General features: G+C 60.9%; 20 protein-coding genes. 14 read left to right on the forward strand and 6 right to left on the reverse strand.

Annotated features, from left to right (window positions below; translation table 11 throughout):
* Nucleotides 1-10: 10 nt before the first annotated feature.
* The gene (gene gcbA, locus ACA075_RS03115) at nt 11-1,681 is read right to left on the reverse strand and encodes a diguanylate cyclase GcbA (RefSeq protein WP_497297244.1); all 1,671 of its coding nucleotides are present in this window, start codon (nt 1,679-1,681) and stop codon (nt 11-13) included.
* Nucleotides 1,682-1,969: 288 nt separating this feature from the next.
* Here gcbA and ACA075_RS03120 point away from each other — a divergent pair, with 288 nt between their 5' ends.
* The 7 genes from ACA075_RS03120 (at nt 1,970) to ACA075_RS03150 (ending at nt 9,527) form a co-directional block, all read left to right on the forward strand.
* Complete coding sequence (locus ACA075_RS03120) at nt 1,970-3,037, forward strand: DUF2333 family protein (protein ID WP_497297245.1); 1,068 nt, start codon at nt 1,970-1,972, stop codon at nt 3,035-3,037.
* Between the two features lie 3 nt (nt 3,038-3,040).
* Complete coding sequence (locus tag ACA075_RS03125) at nt 3,041-3,598, forward strand: NUDIX hydrolase (RefSeq protein ID WP_497297246.1); 558 nt, start codon at nt 3,041-3,043, stop codon at nt 3,596-3,598.
* A gap of 177 nt (nt 3,599-3,775) precedes the next feature.
* Nucleotides 3,776-4,147, forward strand: coding sequence for a translation initiation factor Sui1 (locus ACA075_RS03130; protein ID WP_010463867.1), 372 nt, complete (start codon nt 3,776-3,778; stop codon nt 4,145-4,147).
* A gap of 223 nt (nt 4,148-4,370) precedes the next feature.
* Nucleotides 4,371-6,284 carry an arginine decarboxylase gene (speA, locus tag ACA075_RS03135; RefSeq protein ID WP_497297247.1) on the forward strand — a complete coding sequence of 638 codons (1,914 nt, stop codon included), beginning with the start codon at nt 4,371-4,373 and terminating at the stop codon, nt 6,282-6,284.
* A gap of 232 nt (nt 6,285-6,516) precedes the next feature.
* Complete coding sequence (locus tag ACA075_RS03140) at nt 6,517-7,839, forward strand: type VI secretion system Vgr family protein (RefSeq protein WP_497297248.1); 1,323 nt, start codon at nt 6,517-6,519, stop codon at nt 7,837-7,839.
* Nucleotides 7,836-8,633: a DUF4123 domain-containing protein gene (locus tag ACA075_RS03145; RefSeq protein WP_497297249.1), complete on the forward strand. Its 798-nt coding sequence runs from the start codon at nt 7,836-7,838 to the stop codon at nt 8,631-8,633. Before ACA075_RS03140 ends, ACA075_RS03145 begins: the two co-directional genes overlap by 4 nt.
* Before the next feature lie 18 nt (nt 8,634-8,651).
* On the forward strand, nt 8,652-9,527 hold the full coding sequence (locus ACA075_RS03150) for an alpha/beta hydrolase (protein WP_497297250.1): 876 nt from the start codon (nt 8,652-8,654) through the stop codon (nt 9,525-9,527).
* Here ACA075_RS03150 and ACA075_RS03155 read toward each other — a convergent pair.
* Nucleotides 9,521-10,870 (reverse strand): MATE family efflux transporter, encoded by a 1,350-nt coding sequence (locus ACA075_RS03155; protein WP_497297251.1) that lies wholly within the window; start codon nt 10,868-10,870, stop codon nt 9,521-9,523. The genes ACA075_RS03150 and ACA075_RS03155 overlap by 7 nt on opposite strands.
* Before the next feature lie 160 nt (nt 10,871-11,030).
* Nucleotides 11,031-11,324 carry a hypothetical protein gene (locus tag ACA075_RS03160; protein ID WP_010463857.1) on the reverse strand — a complete coding sequence of 98 codons (294 nt, stop codon included), beginning with the start codon at nt 11,322-11,324 and terminating at the stop codon, nt 11,031-11,033.
* Nucleotides 11,325-11,599: 275 nt separating this feature from the next.
* On the opposite strand from ACA075_RS03160, the gene ACA075_RS03165 reads away from it, so the two are divergent.
* The 5 genes from ACA075_RS03165 (at nt 11,600) to ACA075_RS03185 (ending at nt 16,482) form a co-directional block, all read left to right on the forward strand.
* The gene (locus ACA075_RS03165) at nt 11,600-11,902 is read left to right on the forward strand and encodes a MazG-like family protein (RefSeq protein WP_497297252.1); all 303 of its coding nucleotides are present in this window, start codon (nt 11,600-11,602) and stop codon (nt 11,900-11,902) included.
* Nucleotides 11,902-12,651: a methyltransferase domain-containing protein gene (locus ACA075_RS03170; RefSeq protein WP_497297253.1), complete on the forward strand. Its 750-nt coding sequence runs from the start codon at nt 11,902-11,904 to the stop codon at nt 12,649-12,651. Before ACA075_RS03165 ends, ACA075_RS03170 begins: the two co-directional genes overlap by 1 nt.
* Nucleotides 12,652-12,663: 12 nt before the next feature.
* On the forward strand, nt 12,664-13,281 hold the full coding sequence (locus ACA075_RS03175; protein ID WP_497297254.1) for a DUF4136 domain-containing protein: 618 nt from the start codon (nt 12,664-12,666) through the stop codon (nt 13,279-13,281).
* 54 nt (nt 13,282-13,335) lie between these two features.
* Nucleotides 13,336-13,893 carry a DUF4136 domain-containing protein gene (locus ACA075_RS03180; RefSeq protein ID WP_497297255.1) on the forward strand — a complete coding sequence of 186 codons (558 nt, stop codon included), beginning with the start codon at nt 13,336-13,338 and terminating at the stop codon, nt 13,891-13,893.
* A gap of 189 nt (nt 13,894-14,082) precedes the next feature.
* Nucleotides 14,083-16,482, forward strand: a complete 2,400-nt coding sequence (locus ACA075_RS03185; protein ID WP_497297256.1) for an autotransporter family protein — start codon at nt 14,083-14,085, stop codon at nt 16,480-16,482.
* A gap of 148 nt (nt 16,483-16,630) precedes the next feature.
* On the opposite strand, the gene ACA075_RS03190 is transcribed toward ACA075_RS03185, so the two are convergent.
* The gene (locus tag ACA075_RS03190; protein ID WP_497299195.1) at nt 16,631-17,485 is read right to left on the reverse strand and encodes a MaoC family dehydratase; all 855 of its coding nucleotides are present in this window, start codon (nt 17,483-17,485) and stop codon (nt 16,631-16,633) included.
* Between the two features lie 2 nt (nt 17,486-17,487).
* Nucleotides 17,488-18,840, reverse strand: coding sequence for a 3-oxoacyl-ACP reductase (locus ACA075_RS03195; protein ID WP_497297257.1), 1,353 nt, complete (start codon nt 18,838-18,840; stop codon nt 17,488-17,490).
* A 198-nt stretch (nt 18,841-19,038) separates the two neighbouring features.
* Between ACA075_RS03195 and ACA075_RS03200 the strand changes: the two genes are divergently transcribed.
* Nucleotides 19,039-20,316 carry an acetyl-CoA C-acetyltransferase gene (locus ACA075_RS03200; RefSeq protein ID WP_497297258.1) on the forward strand — a complete coding sequence of 426 codons (1,278 nt, stop codon included), beginning with the start codon at nt 19,039-19,041 and terminating at the stop codon, nt 20,314-20,316.
* On the opposite strand, the gene ACA075_RS03205 is transcribed toward ACA075_RS03200, so the two are convergent.
* The gene (locus ACA075_RS03205; protein ID WP_497297259.1) at nt 20,303-21,331 is read right to left on the reverse strand and encodes a bile acid:sodium symporter family protein; all 1,029 of its coding nucleotides are present in this window, start codon (nt 21,329-21,331) and stop codon (nt 20,303-20,305) included. The genes ACA075_RS03200 and ACA075_RS03205 overlap by 14 nt on opposite strands.
* A gap of 84 nt (nt 21,332-21,415) precedes the next feature.
* Here ACA075_RS03205 and ACA075_RS03210 point away from each other — a divergent pair, with 84 nt between their 5' ends.
* A complete protein-coding gene (locus ACA075_RS03210; protein ID WP_497297260.1) occupies nt 21,416-22,207 on the forward strand; it encodes an AraC family transcriptional regulator in 792 nt (263 codons plus the stop codon).
* Nucleotides 22,208-22,364: the final 157 nt, after the last annotated feature.

The raw sequence follows: 22,364 nt of genomic DNA on the forward strand, positions 1-22,364 counted from the left end.
TGCGTTTCTGTTACAGGGTTATGACCGAATGGGTCCATTCCGATGAAAAAGTGGCACTTTGCTTTGACGTCCGCGCAGCCTGCACGCGGTTACGTCCACCGTCCTTGGCGCGGTACAGCGCTTCGTCCGCCTGGCTGGCCATCATCAGGCTGTCGGAGTGTTCGCACAGTTCCACCACCCCGGCGCTGAACGTGCACCACAAATCCTGGGGCTGGGCCGGGTAGTGGATTTCGGCAAACCGCTGACGGATCTCATCGAGCACTCTGTGGGCCGATTCGAGATCGGTGTCCGGCATGACAATGGCGAATTCCTCGCCACCGTAGCGGCCGATGAAGTCGGTTTTGCGCAACCGCTGCTTGAGAAACAGCGCCAGACTCTTGATGACCCGATCACCCATGGGATGGCCGTGGCTGTCGTTGACCCGTTTGAAGTGGTCGATGTCGAGCATCGCAAAACTCAACGGCTTGCTCTCGCGGCGGGCGCGGAAGCTGCAGTCTTCGAGCAATTGCAGGATGTGGGTGTGGTTGTACAAACCGGTCAGGCTGTCGCGGACCATCCGCGCTTTCAGATTGCGTGCCCGCGCTGCGCGGTTGCGCACGGTGGTAATCAGGTGCCGCGGCTTGATCGGCTTGGTCAGGAAGTCGTCGCCGCCTTCACTCATGGCGTCGAGTTGCTTGTCCAGATCGTCTTCGGCCGACAAGTAAATGATCGGTACGCTGACGTAGCGGTCGTTGTGCCGGATCACCTTGGCCAGCTCCGTGCCGGTGCAGGTCGGCATGTACATGTCGAGGATGATCAGGTCCGGCTGAAAGTCCGCCAGTTCGGCCATGGCCTGAATCGGGTCGATCAAGGTGCGCGTGACGATCCCGGCGCTGTTCAACAGGCGCTCGGTGTGCAAGGCCTGGGCGCGGGAGTCGTCGATGATCAGCACTTTATAAGGTTCGTACTGGGCGACACAGGTCAGGACTTCGATCTTCTCCAGCAGGCTCGAGGCTTCGAGGGTGCCGGTGAGAAATTCCTGGCCACCGGCGCGCACGGCGGCGAGGCGGGTCGGGGTGTCGGTTTCGAGCAAGCTGAAGAACAGCAGCGGTAAAGGCTCGTCCAGTCCGACCTGGGCTTCGGCGGCCAGTTTCAGGCCGATGCCGGTCCCACTGAAGTCCACGTCCATGACGATCGCTGCGGGCAAGCGCTCGATCATCGAGGAGCGAAACGCCGCAACGCTGTCCAGGGATTGGGCGCTGAGCCCGAAAAATTCCAGTTGCTTGGCCAGGCGCTCGGCGCGGTCGTGATCCTGCAACATCACGTAGATCGGCTTGCGCAACGGCGGCAGGAAGGTTTGTTCGAGCTGGTCGCCGTGGCGCAGGCCGGTACGCGACAGGCGCTGCATCAAGCGATTGAGGTCGGTGATCAGGCCGCTGCTCAGGCGTCCGCGATTGGCGTCGACAGCCTCCAGCGACTGGCCGATGTGGCGCGCCAGTTGCGTGTGTTCCGGCTGCTCGAAACGTTCGGCAAACCGCAGCAGGCGCAGGTTGGCCTCGCTCAGTTCCGATAAATCTGTGGTGGACCACTCGCTGCGTTGCAGGCGCTGCCATATCTCAAGAATCTGACGTGCCTGATGAATTACCCGCTGGGCAAAGTGGTGCTTGAGGCGCTCACGGCTGGGGTCTTCTGGCTCGGTCATATCCTGACTACTAGTTAGGGTGCATGCTGAGATCGACTGGTGGCTCTATGCTAGCACCTCTTTTCAATCCCATGAGCGTCGTGTGTCAATAATCTGCAAAGCGGCCTCATTCAGTTTCTGACTGGTTGGTCGCATAGGCTCGCCGCTGCGCTTCATTTATAGTGGCCCCTGATCGCGGTCATTGTAAGTCCCGCTGTTTCCCGCCGGATTTAATGCGCGGCAAACGAGGCACGATGGCGTAGGGTTGTGGTCGAACCGATGAACTCAAGTGATTGAAAGGATATCGCCATGCTGGACTGGAAGAATCGCGCGGGCAGCGCGCCTGAACGTGCCGCTGAACCGAAATCGGCCACCCGCAGTTACGTCGGCGGCCTGTTGTTCAGCCGGGCGCTGGCCACGCTGATTGGCCTTTACCTGCTGGTGGCGATCGGGCTGGGCTGGTATTGGAGCCAGGAGCCTGCGCTGTTCCCGGTTCAACAGAATGCGCAATTGGCGGCCGAGAAAGAAGGCAAGCAGATGGTCATCGGGTACACCACGGTGGAAACCCTCAAGACTGTCGCCGGTACGTTGCTGAGCAAGCCGGGTGGCTATATTTCCAACGACCGTTTCCCGCCGGGCCTGTGGATGGACAACACGCCGAGCTGGGAATACGGCGTGCTGGTCCAGGTCCGCGACCTGAGTCGAGCACTGCGTAAAGACTTCGCGCGTTCTCAGTCGCAGTCCACCGAAGACGCCGACCTGGCCAAGGCCGAGCCGCGTTTCAACTTCGACAACAAGAGCTGGGTGCTGCCCTCCAGTGAGTCCGAGTACCAGGAAGGCATCAATTCCCTGAGCCGTTACCAGGCGCGACTGTCCGACCCAAGTCAGAAAAGTGCGCTGTTCTATGCTCGCGCCGACAACCTGAATAATTGGCTGGGCGATGTCGGTACCCGTTTGGGTTCGCTGTCGCAACGGCTGTCGGCCAGCGTGGGCCGGGTCAAGCTCAACACTGCTCTGAAAACCGAAGTCCTGGCCCCGGGTCAGGTGCCGCAGGTCGATGAAGAAATCGTCGAAACCCCGTGGATGCAGATCGACAACGTGTTCTACGAAGCCCGCGGCCAGGCATGGGCGCTGTCGCACTTGCTGCGCGCCATCGAAGTCGACTTCGCCGATGTGCTGGCCAAGAAGAACGCCACGGTCAGCGTGCGTCAGATCATTCGTGAGCTGGAAGCCTCGCAAGAACCGGTCTGGAGCCCGATGATCCTCAACGGCAGCGGCTTTGGTGTGCTGGCCAACCACTCGTTGGTCATGGCCAATTACATCTCCCGGGCCAACGCCGCAGTGATCGATCTGCGTCAATTGCTCAATCAAGGCTGAGTCATGGTCGATAACGCCAAAGAGGCCGCCCATCGCGCTGCCTCGGATGCCGAACAGATCGCCTGGGTCGACGAGCAGGACAATCTGCTCGGCGCCCTGGTCCGTTCCGACCTGCGCGAACGCGGGCTGATCGGGCGCGGGACCTACATCATGCTGTTCAATTCGGCCGGTGAACTGTGCGTTCACCGTCGAACCCTGAGCAAAGCCATTTACCCCGGTTACTGGGACGTGGCGGCAGGCGGCATGGTGCTCGCCACCGAAACGTATGCCGAATCGGCTGCACGTGAACTGGAAGAAGAGCTGGGCGTGAGCGGCGTGGAGTTGACCGCCCACGATCACTTCTTCTTCGAGGACACCGGCAATCGCCTCTGGTGTTCGGCGTTTTCGGCGGTGTGGGACGGCCCGTTGATCCTGCAACCGGAGGAGGTGCTGGAAGCGCGCTTTCTTCCCATCGATCAGGTCCTGCTGGAAATCCAGCAAAAGCCTTATTGCCCGGACTCTCTGGCCGCGTTGAAGCGCTATCTGCGCGCCCGTGGCGAGGACGTCGCAAAAGAGCTGTAAATTGGCGCCGATTGGCTCTTAGCAAGTCGGCTTTTTGCCGTTACACTGCGCGACCTTTTCAAGCTGAACCAGCGTTGCCTGGCTCAGTAGCGCTGCCCCTGCCTGAGTGGGGCTTCGCGGTCGATGGCACTTGCCCAAGTGCCGCGACCAGTCTTTGTCCTCCCAAGAGGATTGCCGGTGGCCAAAAAAGCCGCATCCTTCGCCGCCCTTGGTGGCCTGGTATTTTCCACCGACGCAGGTCGTCATTGCCCCGATTGCAGTAAACCGGTGGACGCCTGCATCTGCAAACAGACCGTTATCCCGGCCGGCGACGGCATCGCTCGCGTGCGTCGCGAAAGCAAGGGCCGTGGCGGCAAGACGGTGACCACCATCACCGGCGTGCCGTTGGCGGAAGAAGCGCTCAAGGACCTGGCCACGACGTTGAAGAAACGTTGTGGGACCGGGGGAGCGTTGAAAGACGGAATCATCGAAATCCAGGGCGATCATGTCGAGCTACTCTTGGCTGAACTGATCAAGCTGGGTTTCAAAGCGAAGAAGTCCGGCGGCTAGCAGCCTCTGTGAAAACCACCCTCGGCTTGATCCAGTCCCGATTCAACTCTGGCCAGGCGTCGTCTACATGGTTTTCACAGAGCCTGTTCTGACCGGTTTCTAAACTCAGCGCTGAATGTGAGGTCTATGGCCCTTGCATGCAGGCTAATCGTCATTTTCATTCTTTAGACTGCGCCGGCCTGAACCCAGGCGACGCTCTATGACTTCTTTATAGGGGACTTCAATGTCCGTACGACGCACACGCAAAGACGATGGCAGCCAATGGACAGTTGCGGACAGCCGCAGTGTTTACGGGATTCGCCATTGGGGGGCCGGGTACTTCGCGATCAATGACGCCGGTCGCGTCGAAGTTCGTCCGAACGGTCCGACCAGTTCGCCTATCGACCTCTTCGAGCAAGTCGACCAGCTGCGCAAAAGCGGCCTGTCCTTGCCGTTGCTGGTACGTTTTCCTGACATCCTGCAAGACCGCGTGCGTCAGCTGACCGGCGCCTTCGATGCCAACATCGAGCGCCTGGAATACCAGAGCAAATACACCGCTCTGTACCCGATCAAGGTGAACCAGCAAGAAGCAGTGATCGAAAACATCATCGCCACCCAGGACGTTTCCATCGGCCTGGAAGCCGGCTCCAAGCCTGAGTTGCTGGCCGTATTGGCCCTGGCACCGAAGGGCGGCACCATCGTTTGCAACGGTTACAAGGACCGCGAGTTCATCCGTCTGGCGCTGATGGGTCAGAAGCTTGGCCACAACGTGTTCATCGTGATCGAGAAAGAATCCGAAGTTGAGCTGGTGATCGAAGAAGCCGCCTCGCTGAAGGTCAAGCCTCAGGTTGGCCTGCGCGTGCGTCTGTCGTCCCTGGCTTCGTCGAAGTGGGCGGACACCGGCGGCGAGAAATCCAAGTTCGGCCTGTCGGCGGCGCAGCTGCTGTCGGTGGTCGAGCGTTTCCGCGCGGCGGGCCTGGATCAGGGCATTCGCTTGCTGCACTTCCACATGGGCTCGCAGATCGCCAACCTGGCGGATTACCAGCACGGTTTCAAGGAAGCGATTCGTTACTACGGTGAACTGCGCAACCTCGGCTTGCCGGTTGACCACATCGACGTCGGTGGTGGTCTGGGCGTCGACTACGACGGTACGCACTCGCGCAACGCCAGTTCGATCAACTACGACATGGACGACTACGCCGGTGTCGTGGTCGGGATGCTCAAGGAATTCTGCGACGCGCAGAGCCTGCCGCACCCGAACATCTTCTCCGAAAGCGGCCGTTCGCTGACCGCTCACCATGCCATGCTGGTGGTGCAGGTGACCGACGTCGAGAAGCATAACGACGACGTGCCGAAGATCGAGAACAAGGAAGAGCTGCCGGAAACCGTGCAGTGGCTGGTTGACCTGCTGGGCCCGACCGACATCGAGATGGTCACCGAAACCTACTGGCGTGCCACGCACTACATGAGCGACGTCGCCACCCAGTACGCCGATGGCAAGCTGACCCTGGCGGAAAAAGCCCTGGCCGAGCAATGCTACTTCGCAGTGTGCCGTCGCCTGCACAACTCGTTGAAGGCGCGTCAGCGTTCGCATCGCCAAGTGCTCGACGAACTCAACGACAAGCTGGCCGACAAGTACATCTGCAACTTCTCGGTGTTCCAGAGCCTGCCGGACACTTGGGCCATCGGCCAGGTCCTGCCGATTCTGCCGCTGCACCGTCTCGACGAAGAGCCGCTGCGCCGCGCCGTGCTGCAAGATCTGACCTGCGACTCCGACGGCAAGATCAAGCAATACGTCGACGAGCAGAGCATCGAAACCAGCTTGCCGGTTCACGGTTTGAACGAAGGCGAGGACTACCTGCTGGGCATCTTCCTGGTCGGTGCCTACCAGGAAATTCTCGGCGACATGCACAACCTGTTTGGTGACACCGATTCGGTGAACATCTACCAGAACGCCGACGGCAGCGTGTACCACGCGGGTATCGAAACCCACGACACCATCGAAGACATGTTGCGTTACGTGCACTTGTCGCCAGAAGAACTGATGACCCACTACCGCGACAAGTGCGCGAGTGCGCGCATCACTGCCGCCGAGCGCACCCAGTTCCTCGACGCGCTCCGCCTGGGCCTGACCCGTTCGTCTTACCTGTCTTCTTGAGGTAAGGCACAGGTCTCATCAGGTTGTCGGAAAATGTTCCGCGTGCTGCGGAAATTTCAGATGACCTGGTGGGACACCTCCCTGATTTCACGCGAAATGACCCACATGCCCGCTATCCAAGCGATGTGGTCCTCTTTTCGCGTAGGTCATTTCCTAAGTTGTACTTCGGCTCTCTACTCGGCCAACTCTCTCGGAGAGAATCCCCGGCCGCCCCTCCTGTAGAGAATCGCCGATGTTCGATCCAGTCAACGAGCCGTCATTTCGTCTGGATGTAGAGGGTCTGCCCGACCCCGTTGAGGTCTTGGCCTTCACCGGCAGTGAAGCGATCAGCGAACCTTTTGTGTTTGACGTGGATCTGCTGATCAAAGACCCGACACTGGACCTGGCAAGCCTGCTTTACCGTCCGGCCTTTTTGCGTTTCGGGCCGCCGGGGGCCGGTTTTCACGGGCAGTTGCATGAGCTCGTCCAGGCGGGTCATGGTGCTGCGCCCAGGCTTTGTCGTGTGCGTCTGAAGCCGAAACTGGCTTGCCTGGCCCAGCGTTTCAGCCAGCGCATCTTCAGCAACCGTTCCGTACCCGAGATCCTCGCCCAGGTGCTCAAAGAGCATGGCATTACCGGGAAGAATCGACGCTTTGACTTGAGCGGCAATTACCCGCCGCGTGATTTCTGTACGCAGTACCGGGAATCGGATCTGCAGTTCCTCCAGCGCCTATGTGCCCAGGAACGGCTTCATTACCACTTCGAGCATCACCAGCGCTGGCACTGTCTGGTCTTTGGTGACGGGCCGGGGCCCTTTCAGCGGGACGCCGAGATGGTCTTTGAGCCCGACACCGAACAGCCTGGCGTGCGGCAGTTCAAGGTTCAATGCAACACGCAGACTGGCGAAGGTCAGACGAACCTGGCCACGTTGCGCAGCGGCCAGAGGGTTCTACTGTCCGGCCATCCGGTTACGGACTGGAACCGTCTCTGGCTACTGATCCATGTCGAGCATCAGGGCGGGCAAACGCCGGGGGTTGCTTATGGCAACCAGATCCGCGCTGTTGCCGGGGCGTTACCGCTCGCGGCGCCTCATTCGGTCATGACCCCCCGGATGCACAGCCTGCAGCGGGCGTGGGTGGTCGATGTCGATGAGCCGCAACCCGATTCATCCAGGCCGGTTGCCGTGCAATTTGACTGGGTCTATCAGGGCGAAGGCGCTGCGCCCAGCCACTGCTGGCTGCCATTGGCGCCGGAGTTGGGCGGCGCGCATGCCATGCCGTTGAGCGAAGGCGCGCAGGTGCTGGTGAGCTATATCGAAGGGGATCCGGATCAACCGTTAATCACCGGGTTTCTTCCCGGCCCTTCTTTCCCGCAAGCGTCAGGCTTGCCCGAACGTCCAGCAACCGCGACAACAGATGCCGACACTGCTGGCGACGGATTACTGCGTTTGTTGCAATCGAGCGAACCGATCGTGCTGCTGTGTCTGTTGCCTGGCGGGGGTAGTTTCAGCCATTGCGCGCAAGCCTTTTGCACCTGCCGGGCCGCGACAAGGCTTGGCCAGAGCGGTGCGGCATGATCGTCGCCCAGGCGCCCGACTCAATCGCGCAATGGTTGTTGCTCGACGTACCGGGGACGCCCCGGGCTGGCGCGAGGCTGATCCAGCAGTTTGCGCAGGCTCGACGGTTCTGGCTGTTCGATAACACCGAGTTGCAGCCGTTACGCGAGCACGGTCCGGTGTTGGTCGACCTCAAGGGCTGCCCGGCGCTGGCCGAACTGTGCCTGCGCGAACCGCACATCTGGAGTGGTTTGTTACTGGTCAGTGCGGCTTCGCCGTCGCAGTTGCTCGAGCATTTGCGTCGCATGCTGACCGTCACCTTTGGCCTGCATCACCGTGCTTTATTGAGTTACTACAACCCCCACACCGCCAGTTACTTTTTTGATGCCTGCGATGCACTGGAGCTGAGTCGTTGGCTGGGGCCGATCAGTCAGTTGCGCTGGTTCGGCGGAACCTGGGCCGACCGGGCAATCGGCAGTCAGGGCTGGCAGCAGCTGTTCAATCCGGGGCTTGCCGTCAGTCCGTTGGCCATCGAAGAAAACCTGTCGCCTCGTCAGCGTGACATCTTGCAAACCTGCCTGCTTGAACAGCACGTCTGGCATTGGAGCCGGTCCACCGGGACTGACTACAACAGTCTGTGGGCCCTCGTGCAGGAAGGGCTGGCGCTGGGTTTCAGCGAACGCCCGGTGCTCGATGGCTGGTTATGGCTACGCTTGCAGTACCCAAGGGCTACGCCCGTGCAGCCATTGCCGGGAGCAACCCAGCAGGAGCGTCTCGATAGCCTGCGCAACCTGTGGCAGAACGATCAACCCTGAACACGAGGTTCGACATTGATGGCGAGTAAAATCCGATGGCTGTTCGGCCTGGTCATGGGCGTTTTTGTGCTGGCCATGATGACGGCGTGTTCACCGTTGAAGATGCTCAATGCCCTGACCCCCGAGAGCACGTTCGACAAGACCGAGGGGATTGCCTATGGCGATGATCCGCGGCAGAAACTCGATGTGTATGTGCCTCGTCATTCTGTAGAGAGCGCCCCGGTGGTGGTGTTTTTCTACGGCGGCAGCTGGAACAGCGGTTCACGCAGTGATTACGGTTTTGTCGGCGAGGCTCTGGCGTCGCGAGGGGTTGTTGCGGTGCTGGCGGACTATCGGCTGTACCCACAGGTGCGCTATCCATTGTTCCTAGAGGATGGCGCCAAAGCCGTGGCGTGGACTCACGAACACATTCGGCAATTTTCCGGTAACCCGCAGCGGCTGTACCTGATGGGTCACAGCTCCGGGGCTTATAACGTCGCCATGCTGGCGCTGGACCCCGGTTTGCTGAGAGCGGTGGGGATGTCGCCGCACGATCTGAGCGGCTGGATCGGTCTGGCCGGGCCTTATGATTTTCTGCCTATCCAGAATCCGGATGTGCGGCCGGTATTCTTCTGGCCTGATTCACCGCCCCAGTCGCAGCCTATCAACCACGTCAGTCGAGGCGCGCCGCCCGCCTTGTTGATGGCTTCGCGCGACGATGAGGTGGTCAACCCGACGCGCAACACCGGTGGCCTGGCGCGCAAATTACGCCAGGCCGGAGTGCCGGTTCAGGACTTCTATTTTGCCCGTACCGGCCACGCCACGCTGGTGGCGACGCTGTCTCGGCCCATGCGGGGTTTGGCGCCGGTGCTGGATGCGGTCACCGCCTTCATCAGAGCCACGCCGACTCAGTGAGCTTTGCCCGCAAACCAGCCGTCGTTCTTGCGCAAGTACCAGGCAAACGCGCCGAGGGTCAGGCTACGCAACGCCATGAACAACAGGAACGTTATCCACAGCCCATGGTTGCCCAAACCTTGCAGTGCCCAGGCGAACGGCAGCAGCAAAACCACCGTCAGCAGCATGCCGTTGCGCATTTCCCGGGCCCGCGTGGCGCCGATGAACAGCCCGTCGAGCAGGTAACTCCACACGGCAATCAGCGGCAGGGCGGCCAGGTAGGGCAGGTAGATAAACGCGGTGTCGCGCACGCTCTGAATGTCGGTCTGCATCTCGATGAACAAATGCCCGGCGAAGGCGAACAGCACGGCAAAACCCAGGCTCGCCAGCAACGACCAGCCGCAGGCGACCACCAATGAGCGACGCAGCGCCTCTCGATCGCGAGCACCAATGGCGTGCCCGCACAGGGCTTCCACGGCATGGGCCAAGCCATCCAGCGCGTGGGCGGTCAGCAGCAAGCCGTTGAGCAGCAGTGCGTTGGCCGCGACGGTGGCATCACCGAGTCGCGCGCCCTGTACGGTGATCAGGAAAAACACCGATTGCAGCGCCAGGCTGCGGATGAAAATGTCGCGGTTGACGGCCAGCAATGGCCGCCAGCTCTGCCACAGCGCCAGTGCGGCCCAGGCGATGTGGCCGGGATAGGCACGCAGGGCTTTGCGAGTCATCAGCAGGCCGATCAACGCACCGATCCATTCCGCGATCACCGACGCCCGGGCCGCACCGACCACGCCCCAGTCCAGCCCGAGCACGAACCACAGGTTCAGCGCGATGTTCACCAGGTTGGTGCTCAGCAGAATCGCCAGTGGCGCCCGGGCGTTTTGGGTGCCCAGGAACCAGCCGACCAGCGCATAACTGGCCAGCGCCGCCGGCAGGCCGAATAGCCGTGTGTGGAAAAACTCGCGGGTGAGTTGGTCGAGCTCGGTCGAGGGTTGCATGAAGTGCAGCGCGACGCCGCTCAACGGAACGCCCAATGCGCCCAGGACAATGGCCAGCCCCATCGCCAGCAACAAGCCCTGCAACAAAATCTGCCGCAACGCCGCGCCATCCCCGCGCCCGGCGGCCTGGGCGGCGAAACCGGTGGTGCCCATGCGCAGAAAACCCATGCCCCAGGCCAGAAAGGTATACAGGCTGGCCCCGACCGCGACGGCGCCCAACTGATGGGCGTGGGGCAGGTGGCCGATGACGGTACTGTCGACCAGTGCCACCAGCGGAACGGAAATGTTCGAAAGAATCATCGGCGCGGCCAGCGCCCAGACCCGACGATGGGTAGGGCGGTCGCGCCAGTCGGCAATCAGGTTGGACATGCAGGCTCCTTGGGGAGCGGGCATTGTAGCGAGACATTCGGAATCTGCAGCGATCCATTGTGGGAGCGAGCTTGCTCGCGATAGCGGTGCGTCAGTCAAGGTAATGCCGGATGTGCCGACGCTATCGCGAGCAAGCTCGCTCCCACAGGGATGGGTGATGTCAGTGGATGATCCAGCTCAGCAACCAAAGGCCCAACACCAACCAGATGATCCCCATGATGATCGACGCATTCATGAACGCCCGGATCGCCGACCACAGCAGCATCAACCCCAGGATCAGCGCAATGATGCTGATGATCGAAGTATCCATCCCCAACGCACGGGACAAGCCTTCGACAAAATTGCTGCCGGCATGGCTCAACAGGTTGAACAAGCCGCTGAGACCATCAACGATAAACCGGATGACCGAACCGAGTGCCTGGCCGAGCCATTCAAAAAAACTTTCTACCTGCATGTCGTGAACGTCCTGATGTAAGTGGTGGCGTGCTTGCCGGACTTGAGCCTTGGGCCATGGATTGCGCTGGCGAGTTCCCCACAAGCATAGAGGGTTGCATAGCCGCTGTGGGAGCGAGCCTGCTCGCGAAGTCGGTGTACCAGGCAACTTCTATGTTGAATTCCAATCCGCTATCGCGAGCAGGTCGGATCGCCGCACCGTCGCTCCCACACTAAATCTGCCCACTTGCCATCCTCGGCCATCCCCCCGAAGCTATACGCCTTCAGGAGAGCCCGATGAACCTTGTTGAACTGACCGAACGCCTGCACGCCATCCGTGACCGCAATGACTGGCGGCAATTTCACAGCCCGAAAAACCTGGCCATGGCCGCGAGCGTGGAAATGTCCGAGCTGGTGGAGATTTTCCAGTGGCTGACCGAGGACCAGTCGCGCCAGTTGCCGGCGGACAAACTGGCCCACGCCGGGCAGGAAATCGGTGACATCGTTCTCTATCTATTGCTGCTGTGCAGCGAGTTGGGGCTGGACATGAATGAAGTGGTGCGCAACAAACTCGCGGACAGCGAAAAGAGGTTCAGCTGATGAGCGATCGTCATTTCGATCAACTGGCGACCCGGTTTGCCGAAAAAATCTACGGCGGCGCCAAAGGTGCGATCCGCCTGGCGGTGCTTCAGGCCGACCTGGCCGAAACCCTGCCGGACCGGCCGCTGCGCGTGCTGGATATCGGTGCGGGCCTGGGCCACATGTCGTTGTGGCTGGCCCAGCGTGGGCATGACGTCACGCTGGCCGAACCCGCCGAACCGATGCTCGACGGCGCCCGCCAGCGTTTCGCCGACGCGGGGCAGAGCGCCACGTTCATTCAGGCACCGTGGCAGGAATTGCTAGGTCAACTCACCGAACCCTACGACCTGGTGCTGTGCCACGCCGTGCTGGAATGGCTGGCCGAACCCCACGCGATCCTGCCCGTGCTGCATCAGTTGACCAAACAGGACGGCTGGCTCTCCCTGGCCTTCTACAACCGCGACGCGCTGATCTACCGAAACTTGCTCAAAGGTCATTTCCGCAAGATGCGCAAGAACGACATGGCCGGCGAGAAGCAGAGCCTGACCCCGCAGCAGCCCCTTGATCCGCGTGAATTGGCGGCGCAACTTGAGGGCCTGTGGCAGGTCGAAACCCAGAGTGGGGTGCGGGTTTTCCACGACTACATGCCGGTGGAATTCCAGGCCCGCGCCGAACTCGTGGACTTGCTCGAAATGGAGCTGGCCCACCGTCGTCATCCAAGTTTTGCCGGGCTTGGACGCTATTTGCACTGGATCTGTCGGCCGGTCTGATCGGAGCGCAACATGAAAAGTCGTTCAGGGTTACTGGTGATCTGTCTCGGGTTGGCGGCCTGCCAGGGCAGCAACCCTTATGTGGCGACCTCCAACCCCTTGCCGCCGGCACCGCCTCAGGCGGCCACCACTTTCGACCGCAGCGCCTACCCGGCACCGCCGCGTGACTACGGGCGCTACCGCAGTTGGGCCTGGCTCAACGGTCAACTGCCACCGGGCAGCGCCTGGGCGGACTCGGCCCAGGTCGCCGAAGCGGTCAGCAACGCCCTCGATCAGCGCGGCTTGCGCCCGTTGCACGATAACAACCGCCCGGCGGACCTGTTTGTCAGCGCCAATCTGCACCTGGAAACCCGTTTGCGCCAGGTTCGGGACGACTACGGTTATTACGGCGGTGGTTATGGCGGCTACAACCGTTACGGTAATGGTTACGGCATGTACAACACGGTGCCGATCGTGCGCACGTATCAGGAGCAGGTCGTAGTGGTGCGCGTGGACCTGTTCGATGCGGGCACAGGCCAGCCGGTGTGGAGCGCCAGCGCCGAAACCGGCAATCGGGGCAGCCAGAGTGAGCGTGCCGACGCGATAAGGGACGCTGTAGAAAAGGCCATGTCGGCGTATCCTCCCAGTTAGCTTCTGTCGTCTGGATGCCTTTCACAGGTTCATGTCTTCAACCGGAGAACCATCATGATCCGCCGTTTCGCTTTACTGGCTGTGGCCGCGCTGCTCAGTGCCTGCGCCGCCAATCAGGTCAATAATGACTTCGATGCCAGCCGCGACTTCGCCGCCTATCGCAGCTGGACCTGGAAAGAGCCCGCCCTGCAATATCGCCCCGATGACCCTCGGATCAAGAGCGACCTGACCGAACAGCGCATCCGCCAATCGGTGGCCGATCAGCTGGATCAGCGTGGCCTGCGCCCGGCCGCCGCCGGCAGCAAGGGTAATTTGAACGTCCAGACCTACCTGATCGTTGAAGAACGCCAGCAACAGGTGACCACCAACTATGGCGGCGGTTGGGGTAATCCCTGGAACGGCTACTGGGGCGGGCCGATGTACAACGAAACCCGCAACGTGACCTATAAAGTGGCGACCATCCAGATCGACCTGCTTGATGGCAAGGACGGCAAACTGGTGTGGCGTGGCAGCGATGAGCAAATGCTCAGCCGCACCACGAATCCGTCGGATCGCAGCACTGCGATACGCGAAACCGTGGGGCGAATCCTCGCCAACTATCCACCGCACTAAACACCGGGTCCTTGTGGGAGTGAGCCTTGATAAATTGACGCCATCAATTTGACATTTTTGTAGTGTCTAAATGATGGCTCATGTACATTTGCCGCGCCCGAACAAGCAGCCTGCTGACGGGCCGGTAGGGATGCCTCATTGAAAGTGTGAACCCTGCTGGAACATTTACGTTTCGGAAGGGATTCTCGATTGAACACCTCGCCACTGCGCCGCTCTTTGCTGGCGCTGTCTGTTTGTATTTCCACTGTTCACGCCCCTGGCGTTCATGCGGTTACGTTCACCTACGATCTGGGCAACGGCCCGCTGATCAGCAACAACCAATATTATGATTTCGTAAGCCTCATCGGCAGCGCGAACGTGGTGCAAACCTCGCCGTCGGCGCTGACCAGCGCGGCGCAGTTCACCAGGCCGATGGCCAATTACGATGTCACCAACAAAGCGTCGATCACCATCGATGGCGCCACCCACGGTGTCGGTATCGGCTTGAATTCGGGTGGGGTGACGTGGGCAAAAATCAACAACAACCTGTTCAATGAGGGAACGATCACGATCAATGGTCTGGCCGATAGCGGCGAGTCGATTGGTATTGCCGACCAGGGTGTCCAGCTTGGCGGTAATTTCCTTAACACTGGCGTAATTGCCATCACCGGCAACAACGCTACCGGCGTCTCGCTCATAGACTCGCGGTTTGGCAACGGGGTAATCAACAACGGCACAATCACGGTCAGCGGTACAGATGCCCACGGCATTTATCTGGAAAACACCACGCAAGCGTTGTCGGTCTATAACAGCCGGATCATCAGGGCTACGGGTACGAATGCCGAAGCGCTCACCCTCAAAAATGCGATGTTCAGCTCGCCTGTCGGTGTAAAAAGCAGCAGCATTGTTAACTCAGGCACGATCTCGGGCGAAGGCATCGGCATTCATGTCAGCCATCAACCTGTCGGCATGGGCCCGCTGAGCATTTATCATTACGGCCGTCTGGAAGGGGGCAGGGCCGCCATTCAGGTCGACGATGGCCAGAGCTATCTTTACTGGACCGGTGGCGACGTCAAAGGCGATTTACTCGGCCTGTCCGGCGTATTGGTCAACGGTGAATCAAGTTTTGACGGCTCAACCATCAAGGCTGGCTACGTAACGATTCAAGAAGGCCAGCTGACGCTGGTGCAGCCTCACACGATGATCATCGGCGACTTCGACATGGAAGAGGACGATTCGATTCTTGCAATGTCCGTGGGCAACGATACCGACATCAATCGACCGATTCTGACCGTCACCGGCACCACCGATATCAGCCCCGGCGGACACCTGCAATTGCAGGCACGCTCCAGTGATTTCCGGACCGCTGCCGGCGGCAATCGCTACACGTTGATCCGCTCGGGCACACTGGTCGGGGGTGAAAACCTGGCAGTGGTGTCTTCATCCGCATTGCTCGACGTGAAGAGTTATGGCGTCGAAGGCAATGATGTGAAAGCGTTGGTCAGCACCAAGGCGGATGACGTGGTTGCGCAAAACACACTTGATGCTGGCGGTACACCTAACGCCGCAGTTGCGGTGAGACGCCTTTCCAATTCCTTGATGGCCAGGCTCGACGAACAAGACCCGGTCTTCCAGGCCTTCGCCAACGCCGGCACCGATGCCGAGCTGGCAACGCTTGCCGAAAAACTCAGCCCCGACGTGAGCCGTGGTGTTCTGCACGCCGCCACCAACAGCCAGACGCTGGTGTCGAGCGTGATCAACGATCGTTCCAGCCGCGCGCGCGCACTGAATTCATCCACTGAAAAAGGCGTGTGGCTGCAAGCGCTGACGAGCAATGCCGACCAGAACACCCGCCGTGGAGTCGATGGCTACGACGCCGACAGCCAGGGTATCGCCGTGGGTGCTGATGGCCAGTTGAACGCCGACACCGCCGTCGGCCTGGCGTACAGCTACCTCTCGACCGATGTGAAATCCGACGCCGGCAGCAAAACCGACGTGACCGGCCATGCGCTGACGCTGTACGGCAACTGGACTCACGACAACTGGTTCGTGGACTCATCGCTGATGTACGGCTGGAACGACAACGAGTCCAAGCGCTACATCGCCGGTACCCGCGCCAAGGGCGATTACGACAGCGACATCTTTGGCGTGAGTGCGTTAGCCGGTTATGGCTTTCGCCTCAATCACAGCCTTCTGCTGGAGCCGCAGATTGGCGCGCGCTACGCCAACGTAGGCCTGGATGCTTATCACGAGAAGGGCAGCTCGGCGTCGTTGAATGTTGGCAGTCAGCGTTATGAAGTCGGCGAGATGGGGGTTGGTGCGCGGCTGGCCGCTGCCTTCGACGTCGGCGCCGGCAGTCTCGAACCTGAAGCCCAGGTTATGGCCTGGCACGACTTCATCGGCGACAAGACCGCCACCACCTCGGCGTTCGTGCTGGGGGGCGATTCGTTCACCACGCGCGGCACGACCCCGGTGCGTGACAGCTATGAAGTGAGTCTCGGTGCCAACTATCGCGTTGGCGCCTGGAGTGTGGGTGGTTCGTACAACTACGTGACCGGCAGCGATTTCAATGCGGATACGTTTACGGCGAAGGTGCGGTACGCGTTCTGATCCTCTTCGGTGGTGCCTGAGCCACCGCCATCGCGAGCAAGCTCGCTCCCACAGTAGATCTTCAGTGTTCACAACATTTGTGGACGACAAAGATCAATGTGGGAGCGAGCTTGCTCGCGATAGCGATCTGACAGACACCAATGAGCAATCAGGCAATCGGCCGCCAATGCCCCACCATATGCTCCAGATCCCCCGCGCCCATTAACTGAAAGTCCCCACTGGACCCTGCCGCACTGGCCAGCAATATCACCTCGCTGGGCAACCGCACCGGTTTCCTGAACTGCACCGCGATCTCGACATTCGCCGTGGGCAGGTGCTCACTCAACGCCGCCAATGTCCGGGCCTTGTTCCACAGTCCATGAGCGATGGCCGTGGGAAACCCAAAGAGCTTGGCGCTCGCCGCACTCAGGTGAATCGGGTTGTAGTCGCCTGACACTTTCGCGTACTGCCGGCCAATGTCTGTCGGCGCTTCCCAGCGAGCCACTTCGGTCAGCGCCGTTGTCGATGCCAGGACTTCCTCGACTGGTTCCCCTTCCAGCTTGACCCCGCGGCACAGCATCTGGCTTTCAGCCTCCCACAGGGGCCCCAACTGATCGTCGAGCGACGTCACCAAATCGAACGTCGCACCCTTGGCATGGGGTTGCAGATTCTGCACCTGCACGCTGACCCGCACGCGGTTCACCCCGCCCATGGGGCGCAAGACGCGGATGCGATTGCTCAGATGAATCAGCCCCAGCAGCGGGAACGGAAAGTCCTTGGCCGTGAGCAATTGCATCTGTAACGCGAACGCCAGGATGTGTGGATAGGTCGGTGGCAGCAACCCGTTATCGGCAAAACCACAGACCTTGCGATACGCCGCCAGGCGTTTCGGATCGACTTCGACCCAGCAGCGCAACCCGGTATCGGGCAACGTGGTGCCGGTGATTTTGCGCCGCGTTGCCGCCTTTACGTACAGCCCCGTCAGGCTCGGCTCGCGGTTGAGGGTGTGCCAGTCGGTGATCATTTTCATGCCCCCAGGACGCTTTGGCCGCAGACTCGCAACGCTTGCCCGGTGAACGCGCCAGTCCCCGGTTGAGCGAGCCACGCGACTGCTTCGGCAACGTCTTGTGGCAGGCCGCCCTGGCCCAATGAACTCATGCGTCGCCCGGCCTCACGGATGCCGAACGGCAGGTGCGCGGTCATCTGGGTTTCGATGAACCCCGGTGCTATCGCGTTGATGCTGATGCCGTGTTGATCGAGCAGCGGCGCCCAGGCCTGGGCCAGCCCGATCAGCCCGGCCTTGCTCGCCGCGTAGTTGGTCTGCCCGCGATTGCCGGCAATGCCGCTGATGGACGCCAACAGAATCACTCGCCCGTTGTCATGCAAGGCGCCGCTGTCGAGCAGGGCCTTGGTCAGCACTTGCGGCGCGTTGAGGTTGACCGCGAGCACCGCGTCCCAGAACTCCGGGGTCATGTTGGCCAGGGTTTTGTCGCGGGTGATACCGGCGTTGTGGACCACGATGTCGACGCCGTCGGGCAGCAGTTCGATCAACTGCGCGGCGGCGTCTTCGGCGCAAATGTCCAGGGTGATGCTGCGCCCGCCCAGGCGTGCGGCGAGTGCGTCGAGATCGGTTTTGGCCGGTGGCACGTCGAGCAAAATGACCTCGGCGCCGTCACGGGCCAGGGTTTCGGCGATGGAGGCGCCAATGCCGCGCGCGGCACCCGTGACCAGCGCTTTACGCCCGGCCAGTGGCCGAGTCCAGTCCGACACCTGCGTATCGCAAGCCTTCAAGCGGACCACCTGGCCCGACACAAACGCACTTTTGGGCGAGAGGAAAAACCGTAGCGGCCCTTCGAGTTGATCCTCGGCGCCGTCACCGACATAGATCAGCTGCAAGGTGCCGCCGCTGCGCAATTCCTTGGCCAGCGAGCGACTGAAACCTTCCACCGCACGCTGTGCGCTGGCGGCGAACGGGTCGGTCAACGTCTCTGGCGCACGCCCCAGAATCACCAGGTGTGCGCTGTGATCGAGGTTTTTTATCAGCGGCTGGAAGAACTCGCGCAGCTGTTTGAGCTGATCGGTCTGCACCAGGTCACTGGCGTCGAACACCACGGCTTTGAGCTTGGGGCCGTGGCCGGGAATCCACGCGGTGGCCAGGGAAGGTTCGGCGCCGTAGCTGTAGATCGCGTCGGTCAGGCGGTTGGCGAAGGCACTGACTTTCTCCGCCAGCGGGCCGCCGCCAATCAACAGCGACCCCTCGACAGGCCGCAGCCGGCCTGCTTGCCAACGTTCCAGGCGTACCGGAGACGGCAGCCCCATGGCACCGACCAGACGATGGCCGATGGAGGAATTGGCGAAGTCGATATAACGGTCAGACATGGAACGCACTCCGGCAGCTGGGGTTCAAAGTGTGGACCACGAATGGCAATCAGTCGTTCGATCCACGAGATAAGGCCTACGCTTGAACTCAGCAGATTAGTTGGAACACCGGATTTGTGGGCAATGAGATCACTGTGGGAGCAAGCTCGCTCCCACAGGGTTCTGTGTTCATATTTGAGTATTTTCAAGGAGCTTTTCATGACCCAGCTGCGCCGCGTCGCGATTATTGGCGGTAACCGTATCCCCTTCGCTCGCTCCAACGGGCCTTACGCCACCGCCAGTAACCAGGCGATGCTCACCGCAGCGCTCGAAGGCCTGATCGAACGCTACAACCTGCATGGCCTGCGGATCGGCGAAGTGGTCGCGGGGGCGGTCCTCAAGCTGTCCCGAGACATGAACCTGACGCGCGAGTGTGTGCTCGGTTCACGTTTGTCCCCTTATACGCCGGCCTATGACATCCAGCAGGCGTGCGGTACGGGGCTTGAAGCGGCGTTGCTGGTCGCGAACAAGATTGCCTTGGGACAGATCGATTGCGGCATTGCCGGTGGCGTCGATACCACCTCGGATGCGCCAATCAGCGTCAGTGAAGGTTTGCGCAGGGTGCTGCTGCAAGCCAATCGCGCCAAGACCACCGGCGACAAACTGAAATCCTTTCTGCAGCTGCGTCCCCGGGACTTGATCCCGGAGTTCCCGCGCAACGGCGAACCGCGCACCGGTTTGTCCATGGGCCAGCACTGCGAATTGATGGCCCAGACCTGGAACATCCCCCGCGAAGAACAGGATCAACTTGCGCTGGAGAGTCATCAAAAACTCGCGGCCTCGTACACCGAAGGCTGGCACAACGATTTGATGACGCCGTTCCTCGGCCTGACCCGCGACAACAACCTGCGTCCGGACCTGACCCTGGAAAAACTCGCCTCGCTGAAACCGGCCTTCGAGAAAAGCGCCAAGGGTACGATGACGGCGGGCAACTCCACGCCGCTCACCGATGGCGCGTCGCTGGTGCTGCTGGGCAGCGAGGAATGGGCGAAGGAACGTGGTTTACCGATCCTCGCGTATTGGCGTGACGGCGAGGCCGCTGCAGTGGATTTCGTCAACGGCGCCGAAGGGCTGCTGATGGCGCCGGTGTACGCGGTGCCCCGTTTGCTGGCGCGTAATGGCCTGACCTTGCAGGACTTCGACTACTACGAAATCCACGAAGCCTTTGCCGCGCAGGTGCTCTGCACATTGAAGGCCTGGGAAGACCCGGAGTATTGCAAAACCCGCCTCGGTCTCGATGCGCCACTGGGCACCATCGACCGCAGCCGCCTCAACGTCAAAGGCAGTTCACTGGCGGCCGGGCATCCATTTGCCGCGACCGGCGGGCGCATCATCGCCAATCTGGCGAAGTTGCTCGACGCGGCGGGCAAGGGCCGAGGCTTGATCTCGATCTGCGCCGCCGGTGGGCAGGGCGTGACGGCGATTATCGAGCGCTGATCAGTTCGGCGTTCTGCTGCGCGATGCGTTCGCGGTGGCGGTTGGCGTAGCTCTCGGCCATGACCGAGCAGACGATCAGCTGCAACGGGTGATAAATCATGATCGGCAGCAGAATCAAGCCCAGGCCCGGGTTGGCGCCGAAGATCAACGCGGCCATCGGCGCGCCGGCCGCCAGGGATTTTTTGCTGGCGCAGAACACCGCCGCGATCTCATCGGCCGGGCCGAACTTCAAGGCGCGGGCGGTGCGGGTGGTCATCCACAGGATGACCGCCAGCAGGATCGCACTGCCGATCAGCGCGCTGAGAATTACGCCGTTACCCTGTTGTTGCCACATCCCCGAGACCATCGAGTTGCAGAACGCCGAGTACACCAGCAACAGAATCACCAGCTTGTCGACGATGTTGGTGTAGCGCTTGTGGCGGGCAAAGAATTTGCCGAACAACGGCCTCAACAGTTGGCCGAGCACCAGCGGCAACAGCAGCATGGCGCAAAGGTCGAGCAGGGTTGAGCCCAGATCGATGCCGCCGGCACCGCTTCCGACTACCAGACTCACCAGCAACGGCGTCAGGAAAATCCCCAGCACGCTGGACAGGCTTGCGTTGAGAATCGCCGCCGGCACGTTGCCGCCTGCGCTGCCGGTCAGGGCCACGGAAGACGAAATGGTCGACGGCAAGGCGCACAGGTAGAAGAAGCCGAGCATCAGCAGCGACGGAACGTGCGAACCCAACAGCTTGTCACTCAGCCACCAGATCAGTGGGAACACCGCGAAGGTGAAACCCTGAACCATCACGTGCAGCTTCCAGTTCTTCAGGCCATGGCTGATCTGCTCGCTGGACAAGTTGACCCCGTGCAGGAAAAACACCAGGAACACGCCGATGTTGATTACATACTCGGCGTGCATCCCGCCGCCTGTGGCGCCGAAGACCGGGAAAAAATACGCCAGCAGCGTGGCAATCAGCATGCCGCACAAGAACCAGTCGGTGACCACGCGTTTGAGGTGTTTGAAGGCATGCATAACAGCCACCGATTACATTTGTAAGAATTGATGACTTAGCCTAACGTCGGCCCTATCTGCCGTCTTGCGACATAAGGCCAATCAATGCCGACTAACGGACAAATTTCCCTCGAACGGGCTATCCCGACGCTGAAGGCGTTGCCGCGTCCGCTGTTCGCACGGGCGGAAAGTCTGAATGCCGGGTCGTGGACGCCCCCTCATCGCCACGATTGGGTGCAGTTTTCCTACGCCATCAGCGGTGTTCTCGGCGTGCACACGGCGGAGGGCAGTTTCTTTGCGCCGCCGCAGTGGGGGATCTGGATTCCGGCGGATCTCGAACACCAGGTGGTAACTTCGATGCGCGCCGAAATGCGCAGTCTTTACGTGCGCCGCGAGGACTGTGAATGGGCCGACGGGCGTTGTCGGGTGCTGGAAGTCACGCCGCTGGCCCGGGAGCTGATCAAGAGTTTTTGCTTGCTGCCGGTGGAGTACCCGCAGGGCGACAGCCAGGAAGCGCGGTTGGTGAATGTGCTGCTGGATCAGTTGGCGAGTCTGCCGGAGGTGGGATTTTCCCTGCCGTTGCCGCGGCATGAGCGGCTGCTCGGGTTGTGCAATGAGCTGATCGAAAGCCCGGAGCACGCCGTAACGCTGCAGGAATGGGCGCAGCGCCTGGGCACCTCGGAAAAGACGCTGATGCGCTTGTTTCAGCGCGAGACCGGGTTGAGTTTTCGCGGGTGGCGACAGCGGATGCGGTTGCTGTCGTCGCTGAGTTTGCTGGAGGAGGGTGACAGCGTGACCAATGCCGCGCTTTCTTGTGGGTATGACTCGACGTCGGCGTTTATTGCGGCGTTCAAAAGCCTGTTCGGCTTCACGCCCGGTGAATTGTTCAAACAGTAATTGTGGCGAGGGAGCTTGCTCCCGCTGGAGCGCGAAGCGGTCCCAATTCAGTAAACACGCGGCATCAGGTATTCCGTGTTTACCGGTTTGCGACCGCTTCGCGGCCGAGCGGGAGCAAGCTCCCTCGCCACAGGTATCGGTTTTCGACCCGTTAGAT

This window comes from Pseudomonas sp. LBUM1663 (genome assembly GCF_059695905.1).